General features: G+C 70.6%; 19 protein-coding genes. 14 read left to right on the forward strand and 5 right to left on the reverse strand.

All coding sequences use genetic code 11. From position 1 onward, the window contains the following. The first annotated feature begins 3 nt into the window (after positions 1-3). The 4 genes from moeB (at position 4) to D7X99_RS27375 (ending at position 3,508) form a co-directional block, all read left to right on the forward strand. Positions 4-1,164 (forward strand): molybdopterin-synthase adenylyltransferase MoeB, encoded by a 1,161-nt coding sequence (moeB, locus tag D7X99_RS27360; RefSeq protein WP_121780354.1) that lies wholly within the window; start codon positions 4-6, stop codon positions 1,162-1,164. Positions 1,165-1,270: 106 nt separating this feature from the next. Beyond that, entirely contained in the window at positions 1,271-1,696 is a 426-nt protein-coding gene (locus D7X99_RS27365) for a PilZ domain-containing protein (RefSeq protein WP_233613772.1), read from the forward strand. A 57-nt stretch (positions 1,697-1,753) separates the two neighbouring features. After that, positions 1,754-2,158: a cytidine deaminase gene (locus tag D7X99_RS27370; protein ID WP_120581430.1), complete on the forward strand. Its 405-nt coding sequence runs from the start codon at positions 1,754-1,756 to the stop codon at positions 2,156-2,158. A 12-nt stretch (positions 2,159-2,170) separates the two neighbouring features. Further along, a complete protein-coding gene (locus D7X99_RS27375) occupies positions 2,171-3,508 on the forward strand; it encodes a 5'-deoxyadenosine deaminase (RefSeq protein WP_120581427.1) in 1,338 nt (445 codons plus the stop codon). Here D7X99_RS27375 and D7X99_RS27380 read toward each other — a convergent pair. Beyond that, the gene (locus D7X99_RS27380) at positions 3,505-4,917 is read right to left on the reverse strand and encodes a sensor histidine kinase KdpD (protein WP_121780356.1); all 1,413 of its coding nucleotides are present in this window, start codon (positions 4,915-4,917) and stop codon (positions 3,505-3,507) included. The two genes, D7X99_RS27375 and D7X99_RS27380, sit on opposite strands and share 4 nt — an antisense overlap. 283 nt (positions 4,918-5,200) lie before the next feature. Between D7X99_RS27380 and D7X99_RS27385 the strand changes: the two genes are divergently transcribed. From D7X99_RS27385 to D7X99_RS27425, 9 genes are all read left to right on the forward strand, one after another. Beyond that, positions 5,201-5,938 (forward strand): PspA/IM30 family protein, encoded by a 738-nt coding sequence (locus tag D7X99_RS27385; protein ID WP_120581429.1) that lies wholly within the window; start codon positions 5,201-5,203, stop codon positions 5,936-5,938. 33 nt (positions 5,939-5,971) lie between these two features. After that, positions 5,972-7,159 carry an ABC transporter substrate-binding protein gene (locus tag D7X99_RS27390; protein ID WP_121780357.1) on the forward strand — a complete coding sequence of 396 codons (1,188 nt, stop codon included), beginning with the start codon at positions 5,972-5,974 and terminating at the stop codon, positions 7,157-7,159. A gap of 31 nt (positions 7,160-7,190) precedes the next feature. Next, positions 7,191-7,997, forward strand: coding sequence for a hypothetical protein (locus D7X99_RS27395; RefSeq protein WP_121780358.1), 807 nt, complete (start codon positions 7,191-7,193; stop codon positions 7,995-7,997). Positions 7,998-8,115: 118 nt separating this feature from the next. Continuing rightward, a complete protein-coding gene (locus D7X99_RS27400) occupies positions 8,116-9,762 on the forward strand; it encodes a hypothetical protein (protein WP_121780359.1) in 1,647 nt (548 codons plus the stop codon). After that, positions 9,759-10,463: an ABC transporter ATP-binding protein gene (locus D7X99_RS27405; protein ID WP_120578189.1), complete on the forward strand. Its 705-nt coding sequence runs from the start codon at positions 9,759-9,761 to the stop codon at positions 10,461-10,463. The genes D7X99_RS27400 and D7X99_RS27405 overlap by 4 nt, the downstream gene beginning before the upstream one ends. Beyond that, entirely contained in the window at positions 10,460-11,746 is a 1,287-nt protein-coding gene (locus tag D7X99_RS27410; RefSeq protein WP_121780360.1) for an ABC transporter permease, read from the forward strand. Before D7X99_RS27405 ends, D7X99_RS27410 begins: the two co-directional genes overlap by 4 nt. After that, entirely contained in the window at positions 11,743-12,513 is a 771-nt protein-coding gene (locus tag D7X99_RS27415) for a hypothetical protein (RefSeq protein ID WP_121780361.1), read from the forward strand. The genes D7X99_RS27410 and D7X99_RS27415 overlap by 4 nt, the downstream gene beginning before the upstream one ends. A 108-nt stretch (positions 12,514-12,621) precedes the next feature. Next, a complete protein-coding gene (locus D7X99_RS27420) occupies positions 12,622-15,147 on the forward strand; it encodes a serine/threonine-protein kinase (RefSeq protein ID WP_121780362.1) in 2,526 nt (841 codons plus the stop codon). 86 nt (positions 15,148-15,233) lie between these two features. Further along, positions 15,234-16,991, forward strand: coding sequence for an ATP-binding protein (locus tag D7X99_RS27425; protein ID WP_169827078.1), 1,758 nt, complete (start codon positions 15,234-15,236; stop codon positions 16,989-16,991). A 6-nt stretch (positions 16,992-16,997) separates the two neighbouring features. Here the strand turns inward: D7X99_RS27425 and D7X99_RS27430 are convergent, their stop codons facing one another. The 4 genes from D7X99_RS27430 to D7X99_RS27445 form a co-directional block, all read right to left on the reverse strand. Continuing rightward, positions 16,998-17,801, reverse strand: coding sequence for a L,D-transpeptidase family protein (locus tag D7X99_RS27430; protein WP_121780363.1), 804 nt, complete (start codon positions 17,799-17,801; stop codon positions 16,998-17,000). Between the two features lie 367 nt (positions 17,802-18,168). After that, positions 18,169-20,121: a LysM peptidoglycan-binding domain-containing protein gene (locus D7X99_RS27435; protein ID WP_121780364.1), complete on the reverse strand. Its 1,953-nt coding sequence runs from the start codon at positions 20,119-20,121 to the stop codon at positions 18,169-18,171. 125 nt (positions 20,122-20,246) lie between these two features. Continuing rightward, positions 20,247-21,827 (reverse strand): cytochrome c family protein, encoded by a 1,581-nt coding sequence (locus D7X99_RS27440; protein WP_121780377.1) that lies wholly within the window; start codon positions 21,825-21,827, stop codon positions 20,247-20,249. Between the two features lie 5 nt (positions 21,828-21,832). Further along, entirely contained in the window at positions 21,833-22,219 is a 387-nt protein-coding gene (locus tag D7X99_RS27445) for a PleD family two-component system response regulator (RefSeq protein WP_014398957.1), read from the reverse strand. A gap of 181 nt (positions 22,220-22,400) precedes the next feature. On the opposite strand from D7X99_RS27445, the gene D7X99_RS27450 reads away from it, so the two are divergent. After that, complete coding sequence (locus tag D7X99_RS27450) at positions 22,401-24,041, forward strand: mechanosensitive ion channel family protein (RefSeq protein ID WP_121780365.1); 1,641 nt, start codon at positions 22,401-22,403, stop codon at positions 24,039-24,041. The last annotated feature ends 12 nt before the right edge of the window (positions 24,042-24,053 follow it).

Consider the following 24,053-nt stretch of genomic DNA (forward strand, 5'->3'; position numbering starts at 1 on the left):
CCCATGGCCTCCACGTTCCGCGACCTGCTGTCGGAAGTGAAGAAGGAGATCCGCGAGGTCTCCCATGAGCACGTCCACCAGCTCCTGGGGTCGGGCGCGAAGGTGAAGCTCGTGGACGTGCGCGAGGCCGACGAATACGCGGGCGGCCGGCTCCCGGGCGCGGTGCACCTCCCCCGGGGCTACCTGGAGCTGCGCATCGAGGAGAAGGCGGCCCGCGACGAGGAGCTGGTCCTCTACTGCGCGGGTGGCACCCGGTCCGCGCTCGCGGCCCGCACGCTGCGGGAGATGGGCTACACGCGCGTGTCCTCGCTCGCGGGTGGCTACAACCGCTGGAGCGACGCGGCCCTCCCGGTGGAGAAGCCCGTCGTCCTCTCCGCCGAGCAGAAGGAGCGCTACCGCCGCCACCTCATCCTCCCGGAGGTGGGGGAGGAGGGACAGGCGCGGCTGCTCAAGTCGAAGGTGCTGCTGCTGGGCGCGGGCGGGCTGGGCTCACCGGCGGCGCTGTATCTGGCCGCCGCGGGCGTGGGCACGCTGGGCGTGGTGGACGCGGACGTGGTGGACCTGAGCAACCTCCAGCGCCAGGTGCTGCACACCCTGGAGCGCCGGGGCCAGCCCAAGGTCCAGAGCGCGAAGGCCGCCCTGGAGGCGCTCAACCCGGACGTGAAGGTGGTGCCGTTCCAGGAGCGGCTCACCACCGCCAACGTGGAGCGCATCCTCGCGGACTTCGACCTGGTGCTGGACGGCGGGGACAACTTCCCCACGCGCTACCTGCTCAACGACGCGTGCGTGCTGATGGGCAAGCCCAACATCCACGGCTCCGTGTTCCGCTTCGAGGGGCAGGTGACCACCTTCCTGCCCGGCCAGGGGCCCTGCTACCGCTGCCTCTACCCCGCGCCGCCCCCGCCGGAGCTGGCGCCGTCGTGCGCGGAAGCCGGCGTGCTGGGCGTGCTGCCGGGGCTCATCGGGATGCTCCAGGCCACGGAGGCCCTCAAGCTCCTGCTCGGGCTGGGGGAGTCGCTGGTGGGGCGGCTGCTCACCTTTGACGCCCTGGGCATGCGCTTCCAGGAGCTCAAGCTGCGCCGTGACCCGGAGTGCCCCGTGTGCGCGCCGGGAGCGAAGGTGGAGCTCATCGATTACGAGCAGTTCTGCGCCACGGGAGCCTGAGCGGGGCCTGAGCGGCGCCTGCGCCACCCGGGGGGGATGCATTTTCAGGAGCAACTGGGTAGACGGGCCCGCGTATGATGCGCCGGCCTGGACCCGGGGGCGGTGGTTGAACGCGACCCAGGTCGGATACGAGAGCGGCAGCGGCAGGGAGACGACGGCGATGTCCGAGCAGAACGAGAACCAGGACTCCAGGGCAGGAGAGGACCGGCGCGATTCGCCCCGCGTTCCCATGCGTCTGAAGGTCCGGCGGGAGGGGGCGGATGCCTTCCTGGACCGCGCGGGGGACTTGTCCCTGGGCGGCGTGGGATGGGTGGGCGAGGCGCTGGACCCGGGCCAGACCGTGGAGGTGCGCTTCGCGCTACCCCCGTCCCTGGAAGAGGTGCAGGTGCGCGGCGAGGTGCTGCCCCCCAAGGCCGGCATGACGGGCCCGGTGGTGCGCGTGCGCTTCGTGGAGCTGCCGGTGGAGCTGGAGCTCGCCATCGCCCGGCACCTGGACGACCAGAGCAATGACGAACCCCGGGGCGCCCGCTAGGGCATCCCCGGATGGACGCGGGCGCCGGTGGACGGCGCCTTCGCGAAGGAGGGCGGCATGGCGGAGGAGATTCCCTGGGAGCGGCTGTTCGAGGAGGCCCTGCGGGTGCGTCAGCGCGCGCACGTGCCGTACTCGAAGTTCCCCGTGGGGGCCGCCGTGCTCTACGCGGACGGCTCCATCGTGGCCGGCTGCAACGTGGAGAACGCCACCTACGGCCTCACCGTCTGCGCGGAGCGCAACGCGTTCGTCGCGGGCGTGGCCCAGGGCCGCGAGAAGCCGGTGGCCGTGGCCATCGTCGTGGACACCCCGGAGCCCTGTCCCCCGTGCGGCATGTGCCGCCAGGTGATGGCGGAGTTCGCCGGGCCTGACCTTCCGGTGCGAAGCCGCACCCTCAACGGGCAGGAGGCGCGCTACCCGCTCAGCGAGCTGCTGCCCCACGCCTTCACCCGTTCCTTCTTCTAGGACCTCCCTCACGTGGACTTGCTTCTCACTGGCGCCACCGTCGTCACCATGAACCGCGACCGCGAGGTGCTGCCTCGCGCGGACGTGCTCGTGCAGGACGGGCGCATCGCCAAGGTGGGCCGGGGCCTGAAGGTGAAGGGCGCCTGCCGCGTCCTGGACCTCGCAGGGCAGGTGGTGATGCCCGGCCTCATCCATGGCCACCTGCACGCCTGCCAGACGCTGTTCCGCGGCCACGCGGACAAGCGGGAGCTCCTGGACTGGCTGAAGGAGCGCATCTGGCCCATGGAGGCGGCGCACGACGCGGCGTCCCTGCGCGCCAGCGCGGACCTCACCTTCGCGGAGCTCATCCGCTCCGGCTCCACGGCGGCGCTCGACATGGGCACCGTGCACCACTACGACGCCGTCTTCGAGTCCGCGCGCGACAGCGGCTTCCGGCTCGTCGGCGGCAAGGCGATGATGGACTCCGGCGCGGAGGTGCCCGCCGGCCTGCGCGAGACGACGGCGGACTCCCTGTCGGAGAGCCTGGCGCTGATGGAGCGCTGGCACGGCACCCACGACAACCGCCTGCGCTACGCGTTCGCGCCGCGCTTCGCCCTGTCCTGCTCGCCGGAGCTGCTGCGGGAAGTGGGCCGGCTGTCGCGGGAGAAGGGCGTGCGCATCCACTCACACGCCAGCGAGAACCGCACGGAGACGGACGTGGTCCGCCAGGTGACGGGCCAGGACAACATCGCCTTCTTCCACGGGCTGGGGCTCACGGGCCCTCAGGTCACCCTGGCCCACTGCGTGTGGGTGGAGGGCGAGGAGCAGCGGCTGTTGCGCGAGTCCGGCACGGTGGTGTGCCACTGCCCGGGCTCCAACCTGAAGCTCGCGTCGGGCTACGCGCGCGTGCCGGAGCTGCTGAAGGACGGCATCCCCGTGGCGCTGGGGGCGGACGGCGCCCCGTGCAACAACACGTTGGACCTGTTCCACGAGATGCGGCTCGCGTCCGTGCTGCACAACCCGCGCGTGGGCCCGGTGGCGATGACGCCCATGCACGTCCTGGAGATGGCCACGCTGCACGGTGCGCGCGCCCTGGGCCTGGAGGACGAGGTGGGCTCCGTGGAGGTTGGCAAGCGCGCGGACCTCACCGTGGTGGACACGCGCGGCTTCCACTTCTGCCCGCTGCCGGACGACGTCACGGGGCCGCTGGTGTACTCGGCGCGCTCCACGGACGTGTCGCACGTGCTCATCGACGGCAAGCTGGTGCTGCGCGAGGGCGAGCTGACCACGCTGGACGCGAACACGGTGCTGGCCAACGCCCGCACGCAGGCGACGAAGCTCTTCGCCCGCGCGAAGCTGAAGGCGTCCTAGCGGCGCCAGGCGGCCGTCGGATCCAGCGACGGCTGCGAGGTCGGCTGTACCCGGGGCATGCGCAGCACGAAGGACGTGGACCAGCCCTCCGCGTCCTCCACCGCCAGCCGTCCGCCGTGGGCCTCCGCCGCCAGCCGGGAGAAGTACAGCCCCAGGCCGTAGCCCCGGCGGCCCTCCTTCTCGCGGTGGCCCTGCACGTACTTGTCGAAGAGGGACTCGCGCGCCTCCGGCGGAATGGCGATGCCGTCGTTGCGCACCGCCAGCCACTGGAAGCCTTCCTGCTCACCAGCCTCCAGGCGCACCCGCCCGCCGGACGGGGCGTAGCGGAGCGCGTTGGTGGCCAGGTTCTCCACCACGCGGATGAGCAGGCCCGCGTCGCCCACCAGCTGGAAGCCCGGCGGGGACGACAGCTCCAGCTTGATTTTGCGCAGCCGGGCCGCGCCATCCAGCGAGCGGCGCACCTCGTCGAAGAGCGGCGCCACCGGGAAGGCCTGCTTGCGCGGGGACAGCCGGCCCTGCTCCAGGCGGGGCACGTCCAGCAGGTCGGAGATCATCCGGTCCAGGCGCGCGGTGACGGCCAGGCCCGTGCGCACGGACTCCACCATTGGCGTGCCGATGGGCAGCTCCTGCTCCATCCACGACAGCGACAGCGTCACGGCGGACAGCGGCGAGCGCAGGTCGTGCACCAGGAACTGCATCAACTGCTCCTGGTGGGCCTGCACCGCTTCCAACTGGGCGTTGCGCGCGTGGGCTTCGGACAGCATCCGCTCGATGGTGCGGTGGGCGTCCTCCACCTCGTGGGTGCGGCGGGCCCCCAGCTGCCGGGCCACCTCCGCGTGCGACAGGTCCATGGCCAGCTGCCTCAGCCGCCCGGTGCCGTAGTGGCTCACCGCCGCCACCAGCACCAGCGTCACCGCCGCCACGGCCATGGCGCCCGGGCTCACGCCCGCCTGGTACATGAGGACGGCCTGGGCCAGCGACGCCAGGCCCGCCGCGCCGTAGACGAGCCAGGGCATCAGCTCCAGGCCGGACAGCGCCACCACCAGCGCGAACAGCCCCAGGCTGAAGCCCGCCACGCCCGCGGGGAAGGGCGACACCGGCAGGGCCAATTGCTGGAGGCCGAACACCAGCCCCACGTCCACCAGCGACTGCACGACGCCCAGCTGCTTCGTCAGAGGCCTGGCGCGCAGCGCGAACAGCAGCGCCACCACGCCGCCGTAGCAGAGCAGCAGGGGCGGGTAGTGGGCCCAGTCCCGGGCGCCCGTCAGCCACAGCCCCAGGCTGACGGCGAAGAACACGACCGTGCCCACCAGCCGCACCGCCGCCCCGGCGCCCAGCACGCGCCGCCGTTGGGCGGCCACCACCCGCGCGAGCTCGTCTTCAAAGGCAACGGGAGGAGTCGGGTCCATGCGACACGTTCGTTTTCCCCGCTTCCTCCCCACCCGGCAAGTTCATGGCCACAGCGTCTTTCGCGACCCCGGGTGGCCCCCTAAAGGGACGGGGAGTGGCGAACGGGGGCCGGACCGGTGGCCCTGGACCCGGCCGGGCTGGCGGGCGGTGGCTGTTCCGGAGCAATCATCCGTTCCGGGCGGGCGTAGTCACGGTGACACGCGCCTTGCGGCCGGATGCTTGTGGGCGTCGGAGTTCGTGTAAGGTGACTGGGATTAAGCACAGGCGGAGGTGAGAGCCGACATGTGGCAGCGATTCAAGAGAGCGATGCGGAGCTTCGCGGGCTTCTTCGTCTCCTCCATCGAGGATCCGGAGTTGATTCTCGAGCAGAACATCCGTGACCTGAACGATCAGGTCCCCAAGATGAACGAGTCCATCGCCATGGTCCGGGCGAATGTGACGCTGCTCGAGAAGGAGAACATGAAGTACCAGCAGGACGTGCGGGAGCTGACCGCCAAGGTCAAGGCCGCCATCCAGGCGGGCCGTGACGACCTGGCCGGCACCTACGCGACCAAGCTCCAGGGGGAGAAGGAAGCCCTCGCGCGCAACCAGCAGCAGCTGGACATCGCGAAGCAGGCCTACGAGAAGGCCCTGAACGTCAAGAAGGCGTTCATGCGCGAGAAGGACCGGAAGACGCAGGAGGCGATGAACGCCGTCCGGGACGCGCGCCGCGCCAAGTGGCAGGCGAAGGTCGCCGACACGATGGAGTCCTTCACCGTCGCGGGCGTGGACTCCACGCACGACGAGATGCTCCGCAAGGTCCAGGAGAAGACGGCCATCAACGAGGCGCGCATGCAGATGGCGCTGGAGTCGGTGGACCACCAGGCCGCGGCCATCGAGGAAGAGGCGGAGAAGATCCAGGGCGACGAGCTGGTGAAGCAGTTCAAGATGGAGATGGGCCTGATGGACAGCCCCGCGCCGGTGTCGGACGTGGGCGCCGGTCCGGAAAAGACCATCGGCAAGAAGGTGGAGATCAAGTAGGTCTCCCCCCATGAAAGGGGCCGGCGCACACGGATGAAGCTGCACCGCGGACCCGGCCTCTTTCTCTTCCTCGCGCTCTGTGTCCTGGGCGCGGGGTACGTGTTCGCCTCGCGGGCGGGTTACCTCGACCGCCTGCAGGCGCGCTTCTTTCCCTCCACCCGTGAAGCGGTGCGGCTGTCCCCGGGCGACTTCCCGGCGGGCGTCGCGGCCCCGGTGGCGGACGTGGCATCGGTGCCGCTCCGGCCCGTGCTCATCGGCTTCACCCCGCGCGGTTCGGCCTCCGCGCTGCTCGTGGCCGCCGGCGGCGCCACCACCCTGGACAACCCCGCCACGCCCCCGGGCGCCGCGCAGGGTCTGCTCAAGACGGCCTACGCGCTGGACGCCCGCGCGGTGCTCTTCGCGCGCGAGGAGGAGCTGAAGCAGGCCCTGTCCGTGGGCGCGGAGAACGGCGGCGTGGACATGGCGGCCCTCTCGGTGGACCGGCTCGCGTCGTGGGCGCCCACCTTGAGGGACGCGGCGCCGCGCACGGTGCTGCTCGTGGGACGCAGCCGGGGCCAGGAGGCCATGGCGGCGGTGGGCGTGCCGGACCTGGCCAGCCTGCGAGGCAAGCGGGTGGGCGTGTATCCGGGCGGCTCGTCGCATTACTTCGCCTTGTGGATTCTGGCGCGCGCGGGGCTGCGCACCTCCGACGTGCGCTGGGTGGACCTGCCCTCCACGTTGGACGCGGGCCGGGCTTTGCGAGAGGGGCGGGCGGACGTGGTGGTGGGGCTGTGGGGCGACGTGGAGCTGGCGGCGCGCGACCGGGGCGGCAAGGTGCTGGCCACCACGGCGGACGCGCCGCACCTGTTGGCCACGGTGCTGGTGGCCCGGGGCGACTTCGCGGCGCGCTACCCGGACGCGGTGCGGCGGGTGCTCCGGGGGCTCTTGGACGCGGGGCAGGGTGTGCTCAAGTCCCCGGCGGCCGGGGCGCGGCTTCTGGGAGAGGTGGCGCCCTACCTGGGGGACCCCTCGGAGGCCATCCGCAGCGCTCCGCCCGCGACGCTGGCGGACAATCGGGCCTTCTTCGGACTTTCCGGCGAGGCGCCGGTTACCTATGACGAGCTCTTCCAGAGCGCCGCGGCGCTCTTCCAGAAGCTCAATCGCGGGACGGCGCCCCCTCCGGCGGAGGATACGCGGGACCTGGGCGCGCTGAAGTACGTCTCCGAGGCGCGGGGGCCCTGAAGCGGGCCGGAAGAGGGAAGGGGAGTCGGACGTGGCGAAGACACCGAACTACATCAAGGCCGCGTTCCTCCTGCCGGCCAACCTGGTGGGGCTGACGACGGCGGCCATGTCCAGCGCCGTGACGCAGGAGCCGCTGCCCATGATGGTGGCGCTGGGCGTGGAGGGCGTCTACCTGGCCGTCGTGTCGTCCATGAAGCGCTTCCAGCGCGCCGTGCGGGCGCAGCAGCCGGACAACCCGGAGGCCGCGCGCGCGGCGGTGGACTCGCTGCTCGCGGACCTGGCGCCGTCGCAGCGCGACCACTACCAGCAGCTGGTGGGGCTGAAGGAGAAGATCCTCGCCAACTACCGCAAGCTGCCCGGCGGGCGCGTGCTGGCGGCGGACAGCGAGCCCAAGCTGGACGCGCTGCTCACGTCCTTCCTGCGGCTCATCTCCGCGCTCAACCAGTACCGCACGTACCTCAGCGGGTCCGACCGGGAGCACCTGACCTCCGAGGTGGCGGCGCTGGAGTCGGAGGTCGCCGGGGAAGCCAACCCGCGCCTCAAGGACGTGAAGGGCAAGCGCGTGGAGATTCAGCGCAAGCGCCTGATGCGCTTCGAGCAGGCGGGCGAGAGCCGCGAGGTGGTGAGCCACCAGCTGGCCGGCATCGAGGACCTGATGCGGCTGACGCACGAGCAGTCCATCGCCATCCGCGACCCGGAGAGCGTCAACCGGCAGCTGGACGTGCTCTCCGCGGAGACGGAGGCCACGGACGAGACCGTGCGCCAGATGGAGCGCTTCCTCGACTTCACCGAGGAGACCTCCGCACCCCTGCCGCACGGCGGCACCCGCGTGCGGTAGAGCGGGCACGGGCCCGGACGGGCACCTGTTCACCGTGGCACCTTGCGGCACTGGCGGGGGCCTGGGCCGGAGCACGAATAGATTGACTCTCCGCCGCAGGCATCCTGTCCTGCCGCCCATGCTCCGCCGCGTTGGATTCCTCCCGTTGGTCCTGCTGTTGGTCGTGTTCGCCGGCTGCTCGCGCTGCGGGAAGGAGGCGGCCGGGCCCGCGGATTCGCCCCGGGGCGTGTCGCGCTACCTGCCGCGCACCGCGCAGGCGGCCGTCGTCATCGACGACCTGGGCACGCTGGGCGAGAAGCTCGCGCGCTTCCAGAACCTCAAGGTGGCCTCGTTCGTCGCGCAGCTGCAGAACTTCCCCTCCGCGGAGCGCTACGTGTCCGCGGTGATGCGGCAGGTGGGCGTGGACCTGCGCAGCCGGAAGGCGCTGGAGGACGCGGGCATCGACCCCAAGCGCGGCGCGGGCGCGGCCTTCTTCGGGGGCATGCAGGCGGTGTCCGTCATTGGCGTGAAGGACGCGGACAAGCTGAAGACGACCTTCGCCACCTTCGCCCGCACGCGCCTGGGCGCTTCGGAGGAGAAGGACACGAAGGTGGACGCCGGACGGCTCGTCACCTTCAACCGTCCGGGCTCCACGACGCCCATGCTGGGCATGCTCTTTCTCCCGCACGACCTGGTGCTCCTGGGCGGAGGCGCGTCGGTGGCGCGGCTGACGGAGCTGGCGGCGCTGCCGGAGGAGCAGTCCATCGCGAAGGAGCCGGTGCTGGAGGCGTCCCTCAAGCGGCTCTCCGGCGACCGCGACTTCCACGTGTGGCTGCCGGGCGGCATGGGCCTGCTGCCCGCGGGCAGCGTGCAGGGCATCACCTTCACGGGTCACGTCGAGGAGCGCGCGCTGACGCTGCGCGCGGACGCGCCGTGGCCGGACACGCAGGCGTCGCTCGCGGCGCTGGAGCCCAAGGGCGGTGAGTCGCTCGCGGGCTGGCTGCCGCAGGACAGCTTCTTCGTGGCGCGCTTCCGCGGCGACCCGGCGCAGCTGGACGGCGTGTGGCCGTACCTGGCCGGCTCGCAGGTGACGCGCGCGGTGCAGGAGGCGGGCTTCAACGTGAAGACGGAGGTGCTGGACAACCTCAAGCCGGGCATGGTGCTCGCGCTGTCGCTGTCGCCCAACGTCAACCTGTCCTCGGGCATGCCGGACCTCGACCTGCGGCGCACCAACCCCTTCCGCTTCGTGAACCTGGTGGCGCTCGCGGAGGTGAAGGACGTGGCCAAGGGGCAGGCCACGCTGGACAAGGTGCCCGGCTTCGCGGGCGGCTTCGGCGCGAAGGTGGAGCCCACGGACGTGAGCGGCCAGAAGGCGTACCTCACGTCGTACCGCGCGGGTGAAGGCGCGCACTTCGCGCTGTCCAAGGACGGCAAGCTGCTGCTCGCGGCGCCCAAGGCGCGCCTGGAGTCCACCCTGGCCTCCTTCGCGCAGCCGGCCGGCACCGGCCCCGTGTCCGAGGACCTGAAGTCGGTGGGCAAGGACGCCGCGCTGGTGGTGCTGCTGGACCTGCGCCGGCTGGCGGACGCGGTGAAGGCGCTGCCCTCCGCCGCGTGGGGCATTGGCGGCTTCGCCATCAAGGCCACCACGGTGCGCTGGCTGGACGCCACGGACGACCTGCGCGCGGTGACGATGGCCCTGTCTCGCAAGGACAAGGCGCTGCAGGCGGAAGTCTCCCTGCGGCTCACGCCCGCGCCCGCCACCACCACGACCCCGGCCACGCCTTGATCCACGCGCGAGATGTCGTGAAGGAGTACGAGGACGGCGAGGGCTCGCGCGTACGCGTCCTCGACGGCGTGTCGCTGGACGTGGAGGCTGGGGACTTCGTCGCGGTGGTGGGCGCGTCCGGCAGCGGCAAGTCCACGCTGCTGCACCTGTTGGGCGGCCTGGACGTGCACTACCAGGGGCAGGTGGAGGTGGGCGGCGTGAAGCTCACCGGCCTGCGCGACAAGGAGCTGGCTCGCTTCCGCAACACGCACGTGGGCTTCGTCTTCCAGTCCTTCCACCTCATCCCCAACCTGTCCGCGCTGGAGAACGTGCTGTTGCCCTCGCACTTCGGTCCGGCCACGGCGGACGGACGCAAGCGCGCGAGCCAGCTGCTGGAGCGCGTGGGCCTGGGCTCCAAGCAGGACCGCGCGCCGGTGCGGCTGTCCGGCGGCGAGCGCCAGCGCGTGGCCATTGCCCGGGCCCTCTTCGGCGGCCCGAAGCTGCTCCTGTGCGACGAGCCCACGGGCAACCTGGACGCGGCCACCGGCGCGGGCGTCATCCAGCTCTTCCAGGAGCTGCACAAGGAAGGGCTCACGGTGCTGACCGTCACCCACGAGGAGCGCATGAGCGCGGTGGCGCGGCGGGTGCTGCGGCTCAAGGACGCGCGGCTGGTGGAGGAATCCCCCGCGTCGGAAGCCCTGGCGTCGCGAGGTGCCCCGTGAGGTTCGACGCACTGTCGCGACTGGTGAGGTTGTCCCTCGCGCGTGAACGCAAGGGCGCGTTCTTCTCCGCCTTCGGCGTGGCCATGGGCGTGGGCGCGCTGGTGTTCTTCGTGGGCCTGGGCCTGGGCGTGGGGAGCGTCATCCGCGAGCGCATCTTCCCCACGGACGCGCGGCTGGTGGACGTGGTGCCCCCGGCGGTGTCGCTGGGCCTGCTGGGCGGCGGCAAGCTGGACACGGCCGCGGTGGAGCGGCTGGCCGCGCTGCCCGGCGTGGAGACGACGTACCGGAAGATGAACGTGCGCGTGCCGGCGGTGACTCGCTACGACGGCGTCTTCTTCGGCTCGCGCCTGCGCATGGGCATGGAGGTGCTCGCGGTGGGCGTGGACCCCGGCCTGGTGCAGAAGGACGTGGGGCTGCCGGAGGCGAAGGACTTCAAGGACCCGGGGGAGGGCAAGGCCATCCCCGCGCTCATCTCCACGCGCCTGTTGGAGCTGTACAACAAGACGTTCGCGCCCGCGCGCAAGCTGCCTCAGCTGTCCGCGGAGATGCTCATCGGCTTCGGCTTCCCGGTGGAGTTCAACCGCTCCTACGTGGCGGCCACGTCCGGCGGGCCCAGCACCACGCAGCAGGCGCAGGTGGTGGGCGCGTCCGACCGGGCCATGCTCGCGGGCATCACCATCCCGCTGGACACGGCGGTGCGCATCAACCGCGCTTCTGGCGCGGACGCGGACAGCTACTCCGGCGTCACGCTGGTGGCCGCGGACCCTTCACGCGTCCCGGAGCTGGTGGAGGCGGTGAAGGGGATGGGCTTCGAAATCGATGATCAGGAGCGCCGGCTGGCGGAGAACGCGGGCGCGGCGGTGGCGCTCACCACGTCCGCGCTGGCGCTGCTCTCCATCCTCATCTGCGTGCTGGCGGCGGTGAACATCGCTCACGCGATGTCCTCGTCCGTGCGCGCGCGGGCCAAGGAGATTGGCGTGATGCAGGCGGTGGGGGCCTCTCGCGCGGACGTGCGCGCCATCGTGCTGGCGGAGGCCGGCGTGGTGGGCGTGCTGGGCGGCGCGGCGGGCACGGCGGCGGCGCTGGTGCTGGCCTTCATCGTGGACCGGCTCGCGAAGGGCTACCTGCCCAACTTCCCCTTCAAGCCGGAGAGCTTCTTCTCCTTCCCCGCGGCAGTGGTGCTGGGCGGGGTGCTGCTGGGACTCGTGGCCGCGCTCGCCGGGGCGTACTTCCCCAGCCGCCGCGCCGCCGCCACGGATCCGGCGAGGACGTTGGCGGGATGAGCGGCCCTTCTCGCAAGTCGCTCCTGACCAACGTCCTGTGCCTGGGGGCGCTCGGGTGGATCTACGGGGGCGACCTCTCGGATGCCCTGCGCGCCCGGACCGAGGAGGTCTCCGCGCTCCTGACGCCGCCGTCCGCCGTGCGCGCGAGCATCGTGCTCGGACTCGCGGGCGCGGGCCTGGCTGTGTTCCTCGCCGGACTGCTGCGCAAGAAGCCGGAGGGCTTCAAGGGCTACCGGCTCCTGCCCATCCTGCTCGTGGTGGCGCTCTTCGTGGACCTGGTGCTCGCGGAGAGCCGCACGCCGCTGGACCCGCCGGAGATGGCCTCGGTGGCACTGCAGCGCTTCCAGGGCGAGGCCCAGAAGCTGGCCACGGTGGAGTCCGTGCCCTCGCGATCCCAGGTGCTACAGCCCCTGGTGGACGCGCTGGGCTCTCCGCCGTACCTGGAGCGCGGGTCGTCGGTGCCGGCCTATACACTCCAGGTGCGCACGGACTGCGAGGGCCCGGCCCGTGATGCGCCCGGCACCCGGGCCGGCACGCTGCTCTACTGCGTGGCCCGGGACGGCAAACAGGCCTGGGTGACGCTGGTGGGGCTGCCCGCCGAGGTGCGTTTTGGTGCGCCCGCCGTGCTCTCCCAGCGGGGCGAGCCGCGCGTCGCCGTCGTGCGTGCACAGATCCCCGCGGATCCCGAGGAAAATGACGTCCTGCCGGGCATTGATTTGGAGATCCCCACCGTGGATGGGGGCGCGGCGACGTCCCCTTTGCCCTGAGTCTGGGTCGCCTGGGGAGCAAGCGGGCGGAAATAGGTCCGCGCGCGCGGTTGACCCTTTGGAGCCGCGATCGATAGGCTCCCTGCAAGGACTCGACCCCCACACACAGTGACGACCTCTCAACCGAAGCGGCAACCCATCCCGTTCGGGAAGTATCTCCTCCTGGACCGCGTCAACATCGGCGGCATGGCGGAGGTCTGGCGTGGCAAACAGTTCGGCGCCAGTGGCTTCGAGCGACTTGTCGCCATCAAGCGCATCCTGCCGAACATCGCCGAGGATGAAGAATTCATCTCGATGTTCATCGATGAGGCGAAGATCAGCGTCCAGCTGACCCACGCCAACATCGCGCAGATCTACGAGCTGGGGCAGATCGCCAGCAGCTACTTCATTTCGATGGAGTACATCCCCGGCAAGGACATGCGGGCCATCTTCGACCGCTGTCGGAAGAAGGGTGAGCCCGCGCCGGTGCCGCTGGTCGCCTTCTGCGTGGCGAAGATGTGCGAGGGCCTGGACTACGCCCACCGCAAGAAGGACGGGATGGGGCGCGACCTCAACATCGTCCACCGCGACATCTCGCCGCAGAACGTGCTCGTGTCCTTCGAGGGCGAGGTCAAGGTCATCGACTTCGGCATCGCGAAGGCGGCGGGCAAGGCGACCAAGACTCAGGCCGGCATCCTCAAGGGCAAGTTCGGCTACATGAGCCCGGAGCAGATCCGCGGCCTGCCGTTGGATCGCCGCTCGGACGTGTTCGCCATTGGCGTGTGCCTCTACGAGATGCTCACCGGCGAGCGCCTCTTCGTGGGCGACAGCGACTTCAGCGTGCTGGAGAAGGTGCGCAAGGCGGAGGTGCCGTCGCCGTCCACGTACAACCGGCGCATCCCGGAGGCGCTGGAGCGCATCGTCCTCAAGTCGCTCGCGAAGGACGTGGAGGAGCGCTACCAGTACGCCAGCGAGCTGGGCGACGACCTTCAGCGCTTCCTGCTGACGAGCGACTCCATCTTCGGCCGCAAGGACCTCATGCAGTACATGAAGTCCACGTTCGCCGAAGAGGTGGAACGCGAGAAGCAGCGCCTGGCCGAGTACGCGGACATCCGCGCGCCGGACGGCATGCTGGCGGCCATCGAGGCGGGCTACAGCGGCCCGTCCCCGGTGCCCACGCAGAGCATGACCAACATCCCGGCGGTGGCGCCGTCCGCGCCCGCCGTGGAGCCCGTGTCCGCGCCGCCGCCGCGCGCCTCCAACTCCGGCGCCAACAACGGGCAGGGCGCGCGCCGCTCGCCCACGCTCGCCGCGCTGCCCAAGCTGACCGCCGCGCCCGCCGCGCCCTCGCCCAAGGAGGACGAGGAGCTGGCGACGCAGATGGTGGACCGCGACGCCGTCTTCAACGACTCGCCGGAGCCCACCACCCAGCCGGGTGCCGCCATTGGCCGCGCCGTCACGCCGCTGGAGTCCCCGGCCGCGCCCGACGACGACGACGGAGAGGACGTGGCGGGCCGCACCGCCGTCATCCCGCCGCTCTCGTCGCCGCCCCAGCCGCCGGCGCCGCCGCGCCTGTCGCAGAACAGCGCGCCGGTGTTGAGCGCCGCGCCGCCGCGTCCGTCGCTGACCAACGTGCCCACGCTGATGGCCAACGACGGGCCCATGCCCCGTCCGACGCCGAACCGGGGCAACGACGGTCCGCCGCAGCGACTCCACCGGCCGGACCCGCTGCCGGAACCGTTGCCGCGTCCGCCCGCGCCCCCCGTCCTCAACAACGGGAACGCGCCGCGTCCGCCCGCGAAGGAAGGCCGCCAGAGGAACGCGCCCGAGCAGGAGGCTCCTGCCCGGGGCCTGGGCTTCAAGGGCATGGACAAGCGCCTGCTCTACGGCGCCGTGGGTCTGGCGTCGCTGTTCCTGCTGGTGGGCGTGGCCCTGGTCTTCTCCCCGAGCAAGCCCGCGCAGGGCTACGTGATGGTGGAGCTCAAGACGCTGGAGGCGAAGGACGTCGCGATGGTGTCCATCAACGCGGGGCTTCCGGAGAAGTTCCCCCCCAACGGCTTCGCCCTCAAGCCCATGTCCGTGGGCAACGTGCTGGTGGTGGTGACCGCTCCGGGCTACGAGGCCTTCAACCAGTCCGTCATGGTGTCCGAGGGCACCAACGCCACGCAGGTGCCGGTGGTCCTCAAGCGGCAGGCGCGCTCGGTGGTCGTGGTCTTCAAGACCCAGCCGGAAGACGCCGAGGTGAAGATCGACAACCAGGTCGCCCGGAAGCAGGGCGTTCGCGAGCAGGTGCTGCGTGACTTCTCGCTCAGCAACGACGCCCCGCTGGTGGAGGTCACCGCCGCCGGCTACGCGCCCTTCATCAAGAAGATGGCCGTGAACAACAACGGCCTGGACGTGGTGGCGAACCTGGAGCGCGCGCCCGTGGAGGTGCGGATCGAGTCCACGCCCGAAGGTGCGTCCATCTTCCAGGGCAACAAGGACCTGGGCGCGGTCACCCCGGCCACCGTCCGGGTGCCCTGGGGCACGCGCGAGCTCACGCTGAAGGCGAAATGCTACGCGGACGAGGACGTATCCGTGGGCACGCCGTCCCCGGCGGGTTCCACGGTCAAGGTGGATGCAACCCTGAAGAAGCAGGCGCGCTGCCGCGATTAGCGGCACCGCGGTCCTGACACTTAAGAGGTAGCCTGGGGGTCCTCCCCCCGGATGTCCCTGGGGGGAGCGGCGCCGGAGGGATGTCCGTGACGAAGGTGCGTAAGGTGAACAAGGCGGATCCGCTGGCGGATCTGCCCCGGTGGGCGCAGCAGCTGGCGCGCAAGTACTACACGAAGACGGTCAGCACCTTCCTTCTGTACGGGGCCGTGCGCGACCTGCAGCCGCTGCAGCTGGAGGACGGCGGGCGCGGCTTCGGGACGCTCAAGACGTTCCTGTCGGAGGAGCTGTTCGGCGGGCGCGACCACGTCCTCTTCTACGACCGCTCGTCGGGCATCCGCTCGGCGACGCCGGAGACGCAGAAGGACCTGGCGCGGGCCATGACGGGCTACGACGCCATGTACGGCACGGACTACGCCAAGGTCATGCCGCGCGACCCGGGCCGGGCGCTCCAGATCCTGGAGAACTTCCTGCGCATGCGCCTGAGCGAGGGCCGCTCGATGGCGCTCATCATCGACTACGCGGAGACGCTGGTGCCCGGCGGGGAGATGAGCCACCTGTCCGCGGAGGACCGCTTCGTGGTGGCCACGCTGGACAAGTGGGCGCACGACCCGCAGTTCCTGGCCGGCGACGTGTCCGTGGTGCTGCTGGCGGAGAACCTGTCGGACGTGTCGCCGCGCATCAGCCGCAACCCGTACGTGGCGCCCATCGAGCTGCCGCTGCCCACGGAGGAGGAGCGCCTGGAGTACGTGCGCTCCAAGCTGGAGGGCAAGAAGCTCCAGTCCGTGTCGGAGGTGCCGGTGGCGGGCCTGGCGAAGATGACGGCCGGCCTGTCGCGCATCAACCTGGACCGCGTGCTCACGGAGGCGCTGGAGCGGGAGGTGCGCATCACTCCGGAGCTTCTCAAGGAGAAGAAGAAGGAGCTCATCCAGGCGGAGTGCCACGGCCTGCTGGAGTTCATCGAGCCGGCGCACACGCTGGACGCGGTGGCGGGGCACGCGCCCGCGAAGCAGATGCTGCGGCAGGCGGCGTCCGCGTTGAAGAAGGGCCGCATCGAGGTCATGCCCATGGGCTACCTGGTGAGCGGGCCGGTGGGCACGGGCAAGACGTTCATGGTGAATTGCTTCGCCGGGGAGATTGGCATCCCGGTGGTGAAGTTCCTGAACTTCCGCAGCCAGTGGCAGGGCGTGACGGAATCGAACCTGGAGAAGATCTTCAACCTGCTGAAGGCCCTGTGGCCGGTGGCGGTGATGGTCGACGAGGCGGACACCTTCCTCGGCAACCGCGACTCCGGCGGGGACTCCGGCACGAGCAGCCGCATCTTCGGCTCCATCGCGTCCTTCATGGGCAACACGCAGTACCGCGGCAAGATTGTCTGGTTCCTGCTGACGGCGCGGCCGGACCTGCTGCCCATCGACTTGAAGCGCCAGGGCCGCGCGGAGGAGCACCTCGCGCTCTTCTATCCGCAGACGGATGAAGAGCGGAACGAGCTGTTCCAGGCGATGAGCAAGAAGACCGGCGTGTCCGTGGAGGGCGTGGAGTCCTTCGCCGCGCTGATTCCCGGCGGCGTGCGCGCCTTCAGCGGTGCGGACATCGAGGCGGTGATGGTGCGCTCGAAGTTCCGCGCGCTGGCGGACGGACGTGATCAGGTGACGAAGGACGACCTGGCCGCGGTGCTGGCGGACTTCGTGCCGCCCAGCTACCCGCTGGAGATTGAAATGCAGAACCTGGTGGCGGTGCAGGAGTGCACCAGCCGGGCGCTGCTGCCGGAGAACTTCCGCAAGCTGGACCGAGACTTCATCAGCAAGCGCGTGCGGGAGCTGAAGATGCTCCTGGAAGAGCAGTAGACGTCGTTAGCCCACGGTGACGGGGACGCCCAGGTGCGGGTCCTGGAGCGTCTCCACCACCGCGATGCGGTCGCCCACGGCGAGCGCGTCATGCATGACGAGGATGTCCTCGTTCGCGTGGCGGATGCAGCCGTGGGACACGTCGCCCCCGAGCAGGGCAGGGGCGCTGGTGCCATGCAGCTCCTCGCCGCTGCGGCGTCCATCCGCCCAGGACAGGTCCAGCAGCCGCGCGCCGAACACGTGCCGGTCGTTCCACAACCGCGCGCCCGCGTTCTCGGTGGCCACCTGATCCAACTTCGCGCGCACGACCTTGAGGCCCGGATGCGTGGGCGTGGCGGCGGTGCCCACCGCGTTGGGGAAGATGTCCACGAGCTTCCCCTCCGGGTCGAAGAGGAAGGTGCGGTGCTCGCGCAGCGCGATGACCACTCGCACGGGCTGGCCCGCGTAGAACGGAGAGGGCAGGGCGCGCGACTGTCCCCGTGAGCCCTGCGCCGGAGCGAGCGCCTCCAGGGCCTTCAGCGTGACGGTGTCGAGCACGCCGCTGGAGCGCAGGCCCGCATGCACCTGGAAGTTGCGGAGCGCGCGCGCCGTATCCGGGCCGTAGCGTCCATCCGCGCCGCCGTACAGCGCGAACCCCATGTCCATGAGCGAGCCCTGCACCGCGCGCAGCCCGTCGCCCTTCGAGCCCGTGCCGAGCACCGTCGCGCCGGACGCCACGTCCGTGAGCTGAGGCGACCCGGCGAAGCGCGGATGCTCCAGTCCGCCTGCCACCGGAACCGCCGCGCCCGCGAAGTCGACTGGAGGCTCCATGACGCCCAGGCCCCCAGCCGTCACCGCACGCGTCGCCTCTTCGGCTCGCGCGACGAGGGTTGCCGCCGTTCCTGCCACGATGTCGCGTGCACGCTTCTCAGGGCCGGACACTCCGTCGGACGGTGGGGCGAGGGAAAGCCCTCGCGGTACCGGACCGGGCCCGCTGAAGCGCGTCAGCGAGTTGCCTCCGGAGACCGTCCTGTCCCCCGGACGTTCGACTCCACGGGGCAGGACGGACAGGGCCGGCGCGGATTCGCTCGCGCCAGGCGTTTCAGAGGGAAGAAGCGGTGACTCTCGAAGCAGTGCGGATGCGAGCATGGCGCCGGGGACTGCAAGGTCCCGGCCGTCGCGCCATGCCCCTGTTCCGCTACGGCGCGCTCAGCGACAGCAGCTTGCCGGTGGGGACCGTGCGGTGGTCCTTGATGTGGTTCCACTTCATGATGTCCTCGACGGACACGTTGTAGCGCTGGGACACCGACCAGAGCGTCTCGCCCTCGGCCAGCGTGTGCACCTTGCCCTTGGGGCCCACGGGCGCCTGGCTCGCCACGGCGGTGGCCACCACGATGGTGCCGCCGCGCTCCTCCACCTTCGCCGGCGCCGCGCCCTTGGACTCCGGCGGCCACACCGCGAGCAGCGTGCCCAGCGACAGCGTGCGGTTGCGCTTGGGCAGGTTGTTCCACTTCTTCAGGTCGTCCACCGACACCTGGAAGCGGTTGGCGATGAGCCACAGGCTGTCGCCCTCCTGCACGCCGTACGTCACGCGCGTCTTGCCATCCACCTTCTCCGTCTTCACCGGGCCCGCCGCCACCGGGCCACGCGGCGTGCCCGCCGGAACCTCGTCCTCCGGCCGCGTCGCCACCACGCCGCTGCGCCGCGCCTGCGCCACCTTCGACGCCAGCGCGCCGCTGATGCCCGCGTCACCGCTGCCACCCCGGCCGCTCGCCGGCACCGGAATCACCAGCTCCGAGCGCACCTTCAGCACTCGCGCGGTCTTCAGCCGGTTCATCTGGAGGATGGCCTCCGGCGCCGTGCCGTACTTCTGGGCAATCTGCGACAGCGTGTCGCCCTTCTTCACCGTGTGCACCCGGAACGTCAGCCGGTCCGCCGGTGACAGCTTCTTGAAGTTCTCCGCGAAGAGCGTCGTGGTGCCGCGCGGCAGCTTCAGGGTGTAGGGTTTCGAGGCCGTCGCCGGAGGCGTGCACCAGCGCTTGAGCTCCGGGTTCAGCTCCTGCACGTCCGTCACGCTCACCCCGGCCGAGCGCGCCACCACGTCCAGGTCGGTCGCGTCCGTGAGCTTCACCTCGTCGAATTCCAGCGTGGACTCGTACTGGAACTCCTCCTCGGAGAAGCCGAACGCGGTGGGGTTCTTCGCCACCAGCGCCGCGGCGATGAGCTTGGGCACGTAGTGCTTCGTCTCCTTCGCCAGCCCGGGCTCCTCCGCCAGCACCCAGAAGTCGTTCGTCCCGTAGCGCGTCACCATCTTGCGCACCCGGTACGAGCCCGTGTTGTAGCCGGCCCACGCCAGGTACCAGTGGCCCAGCTCGCCGTAGAGGTCCTTCAGGTACGCCGCCGCCGCGTGCGTGGCCTTGATGGGGTCACGCCGCTCGTCCACCCAGAAGTCCTGCTTGAGGCCGTACTGCTTGCCCGTGCTGGAGATGAACTGCCACGGCCCGGCCGCGTGCGCCCACGAGTACGCGTTCGCGGAGAAGCCGCTCTCGATCATCGCCAGGTACACCGTGTCCCGGGGCAGGCCCTTCGACTCCAGGATCGGCTGCATCACCGGCAGGTAGCGCGTGGAGCGCGCCATCCACTTGCGGAACCACTTGCGGCCGGGGCCCTGGAAGAACTGGATGTACTCGGCCACCCGCGGCTGCATGTCCACCGGGATGTCGTAGCGGTCCTTCACCTGCGAAATATCGAAGCTCGCCAGGTCGGTGATGCGCGCCAGCGGCGGGGCGGTGTCGTCCTCGCGGAAGGTGGGCTCCTCCAGCGCGTCCAACATTCGCAGCCGCAACGGGTTCGTCAGGCCCAGCCGGCGCAGCGACTGCATCATCTCCGCGTTCGGCTTCGCCTCCGGGTCCAGCGTCGCGCCCTCCAGCGCGCGCAGCTCCTCCAACTCGGCGGACTCGTTCTCCACCTCCTCCGTCTCCTCGCCTTCCTCCATGGGAGCGGGGGCCGTAGCCAGGCTGCCATCCGCCGTCAGCGAGGGAGCCTGCGAGGAGGGCACCGCACGCACGCCGGGCGGCGGCACCAGTGACGGCGCCACGCCCTGCGAGGAGGGAACCGAGGCCAGGGCAAGCAGGAGCAGAGAAAGCGGCATGGGAACGCCAGGCGAGGTCGCCCAGAAGCAGGCGAAGGCCGCAGTATTCGCCAGCTTTCTTGACAGTCAAACAACAAGTCGCGTGGTGTGCCCCCGGGAAGGACCCACCGTAGGAGCGAGCGACCCTATTTCGCCGGTGGCTCGCCTGCCTGCCCGCTCTTCACCGTTCCGCCATGGCCGGGACCGAGGATGCGAGGCAGATACGTGGCGAAGTCGAAGTGCGGCGAGTTCTCCGTGTTGTGGCAGGTGACGCACACGGCTTGTCCCGGCTTGCCCACGATGGTCGCGGGGCTCGGCGAGTCCACGTGCTTGGAGCCCGGACCGTGGCAGCTCTCGCAGCCCACGTCCTCGCGGCCCTCCACCTTGTCCAGCCGGCACACGCCGCCGGGCTTCTGCCAGCCGGTGACGTGACAGCCCACGCAGTTGAGGTGGTGCTGCTTGCCCACCTCTTCCAGCGTCTCCCACGCGTGGTGGTGCTTCGTGCGCTCCCACACTCCGGTCGCGTCCGGGTGGCAGTCCGCGCACACCGCGCTGCCGACGAAGCCCGCCTGGCCCTTCTCCGGAAGCGGGCAGTCCTGGCCGTGCGCCTTCGCCCACGCGAGGTTCAGCTGGCCCACGTCCGCGTCGTACGCCTTCACCAGCGCCTGCGTGTCTGGCGCGCTGGGCAGGTTCGACTCCAGCGGCAGGAAGCGCAGCGCGAAGCCGTTGACGTCCGCGGCGGGCGCGGGCGGCGCGGTGAGGAAGCCCTGCTTGCGCGCCGCGAGCTCGTCGCGCTTGCCCTGCTTCAGCGCCTTCAACTTCGGGTCGATGCCGGGCAGGGCGATCTCCTTGTCCAGGAGCGCGATGCGCTGCTCCAGCGCCGTCACTTCCCGCTCCACGTCCCCCTGCGAGCGCTGCGGCGTGAAGGGCCCCTTCGCCGGCGCGTACGTCAGGTCCACGCGCAGAAGTGAGCGCCCCTTGCTCTGCACCGCCACCACCGGCACGTCGGAGCGCACCAGCCGGTTCTCCTCCGCGGAGAACTCACTGGCGCTGTGCGTGGCGACCACCAGGTTCGCGGCCAGGCCCGGCAACGCGGCGGCGGCCTGCGCGTCCTCCAGCGGCTGGTCCAACAGGCCCACCACGAAGTCCGCGCCCTGTTCGCGCGCCTGCTGGCTGGCCTTCACCAGCGCTTCGCCGGAAGCCGCCGCGACCACGCCCACCTTGCGCGTCCCCGCGTCCAGCACCTTCACGCCGCCTGTCGGTATCTCCGGCAGACCCAGGCCCTGGCGGAAGGCGGCGCCTCGCGTGTCGTCCAGCTCGCCCGTGGCTCGCGCGGCGATGCCCATGGTGCGGAACGCGTCCGCGAGCGCCTTCGCCTTGCGCTCCTCCTGCGGCACCTGATCCGCCTTGAGGTGCGTCTCACCGAAGAGGCTGTTGCCGCCGTCGATGTAGAGCACTGGCTGGCCGCCCTGACGCGCCTGCTGCACCTGGAACGCCGCCCGGCCGATGCCTCCGCGCATGTTCTCGCTGCAGCCGCACGGGCCCAGGTATCCACGCGTGTCCGCGGAGATGAACAGCACGGCGCCCGGAGGCGCGGCGGGAGGAGGGGAGGAGGCTTGCTGCTGTCCAGGAGCACTGCCCGCGCCGCTCTCCGGGGCGCGCGGCTCCTGGCGTCTGCAACCGGTGAGAAGCGCGCTGACGAGCACCGCGAGGACGGCCGCGCGCATCGTCATCACCAGAGGATGCTCTGCACCAGTTCGTCGATCTTCTCGCCCATCGCCTCCAGGCCATTCACCTTGGAGAGCGAGCCATCCGCGCCCACCTGCTCGGCCAGCTTCGACAGCTCGTCGTCCGGCAGGCTGGAGAACAACACGATGGGGATGTCCTGCGTGTTGTACTCGTTCTTCAGCGTGCGGCAGATGTCCGTGCCCTTCGCCTCGGGCATGTGGATGTCCGTGAGGATGAGGTCCGGCCGCCAGCTCTGAAGCGTTTTCTCAAACTCCATGAGCGTGGAGGTGGCCACGACCTCATAGCCCCGGGCCTCCAGCACGGCCTTCTCCATGGCGAGGGTGATCTCGCTGTCGTCAATGAGGAGGATTCTTCGCTTCTCTTCGGACACGGCGACCTTCCTTGGGGGTCGGTTCTAGCCCACCACCCAGCGGCGCACCAATGCTTTCCCGTATCGCGTTCCAGCACGGGTTTTCTGTTCTCGACCCTGGGCTTCCCAGCGGCCGGGCGGGCTCGGAAACACCCACCGTCTTTCCCGGGCGGCCGGCCCGAAAAAGGGTAAGGAGGCGGCCATGATGCGCCATGCCTCCCGGGTCCTGGTGGCCCTTCTTCTCCTGGGGTGCGTCCTCGGTGGCCTCCCCGTCCTGGCCCTCAACAACGGCCTGGGGCAGGTCCCGCAGGACCTGGACCGCACGTCGCCTCGCGCCACGGCGCAGGGCTTCCTGGACGCGGTGCATCGCGGAGAGTACGCCCGCGCCGCCCACTACCTCTACCTGGACCACCTGCCAGTTGACGAGCAGCCCGCGCAGGGCGCCCAGCTGGCGCGGAAGCTGAAATTCGTCCTGGACCGCGAGCTGTCGGTGGACACGTCCGCCCTGCCGAAGACGCCGGAGGGTGAGCCTCCCAACTCACGCTTCGCGTCGCTGGGGGCCATCCCGCTCAAGGGCGAGAGCGTGCCCATCCGGCTGCAGCGGTTCACCGTGGAGGGCACGCCCATCTGGGTGGTGTCGGAGTCCACCGTGAAGATGGTGGACCCGCTCTTCGAGGAGTACGGCCCGCTGCTGACCGAAACGCTCCCGGCCGTCTTCTTCGACCGCACGGTGCTGGGGCTGGAGCTGTGGCAGTGGCTGGGACTCGTGGTGACGCTCCTGAGCGCGTGGGTCCTCTCCTATCTCCTGGAGAAGCTCCTGCTGGCCGCCGCGCTGCGGGTGGCGCGCTGGACGCGCATCACATGGGACGACCAGATTGTCAGCGCGGGCCGGGGGCCCCTGCGGCTGCCCTTCTTCGCCATCCTGCTGGCGCTGGGCACCTCGTTCCTGCTCCTGCCTCCCAAGCTGAAGCTGCTGAGCGACCGGGTGAGCTACTCGCTCACCATCGTCGCGGTGGCGTGGTTCATCCTGCGCTTCCTCCGCGTGTCGGAGGCCTACGTCCAGAGCCGCGTCACCTCCGAGTCCAGCGTCCACCCCCGCGCGCGCTCGCTGCGCACGCAGCTGGCCGTGCTGCGCGCCGTCTTCGAGGTGGCCACCTACGTCATCGCCGCCGCGCTGCTCCTCATGCAGTTCGAGGTGGTGCGCAACGTGGGCGTGTCGCTGCTGGCCTCCGCCGGTATCGCCGGCCTCGCCATCGGTCTCGCCGCGCAGAAGTCGCTGTCCTCGCTGCTCGCCGGCATCCAGCTGTCCATCACCCAGCCCGTCAGCATTGGCGACAACGTGCTGGTGGAGGGCGAGTTCGGCACGGTGGAGGAGATCACCCTCACGTACGTCGTGCTGCGCATCTGGGACCAGCGGCGCATGGTCATCCCCATCAACCAGTTCCTGGACAAGCCGTTCCAGAACTGGAGCAAGGGGAGCCCGGAGATCATGGGCACCGTCATCCTCCAGGTGGACTACATGGCGGACATCGACGCGCTGCGCGCGGAGCTGGACCGCATCCTCGCCAACGAGGGCAAGGCCCTGTGGGATGGCCGGGTGAAGACGCTGGTCGTCTTCGACGTGATGGACAAGACCCTCACCGTGCGCGCCCTGGTGAGCGCGGCCAACTCCAGCAAGCTGGGCGACCTGCGCTTCCTCGTGCGCGAGCGGCTGGTCGTCTTCCTTCGCTCGAAGCCCCAGTGGCTGCCCATGGTGCGCAGCGAATCCCGCCCCGCGCAGCCCCCGCCCTCCCGGGACGACCAGGAAGAGGCGACCCAGGGCGCTCCGGAGCCCCGGTCCTGAAGAAGAGCGCCT

It is taken from the genome of Corallococcus sp. AB032C (assembly GCF_003668935.1).
In the GTDB taxonomy this organism is placed as follows: Bacteria; Myxococcota; Myxococcia; order Myxococcales; family Myxococcaceae; genus Corallococcus; species Corallococcus exiguus.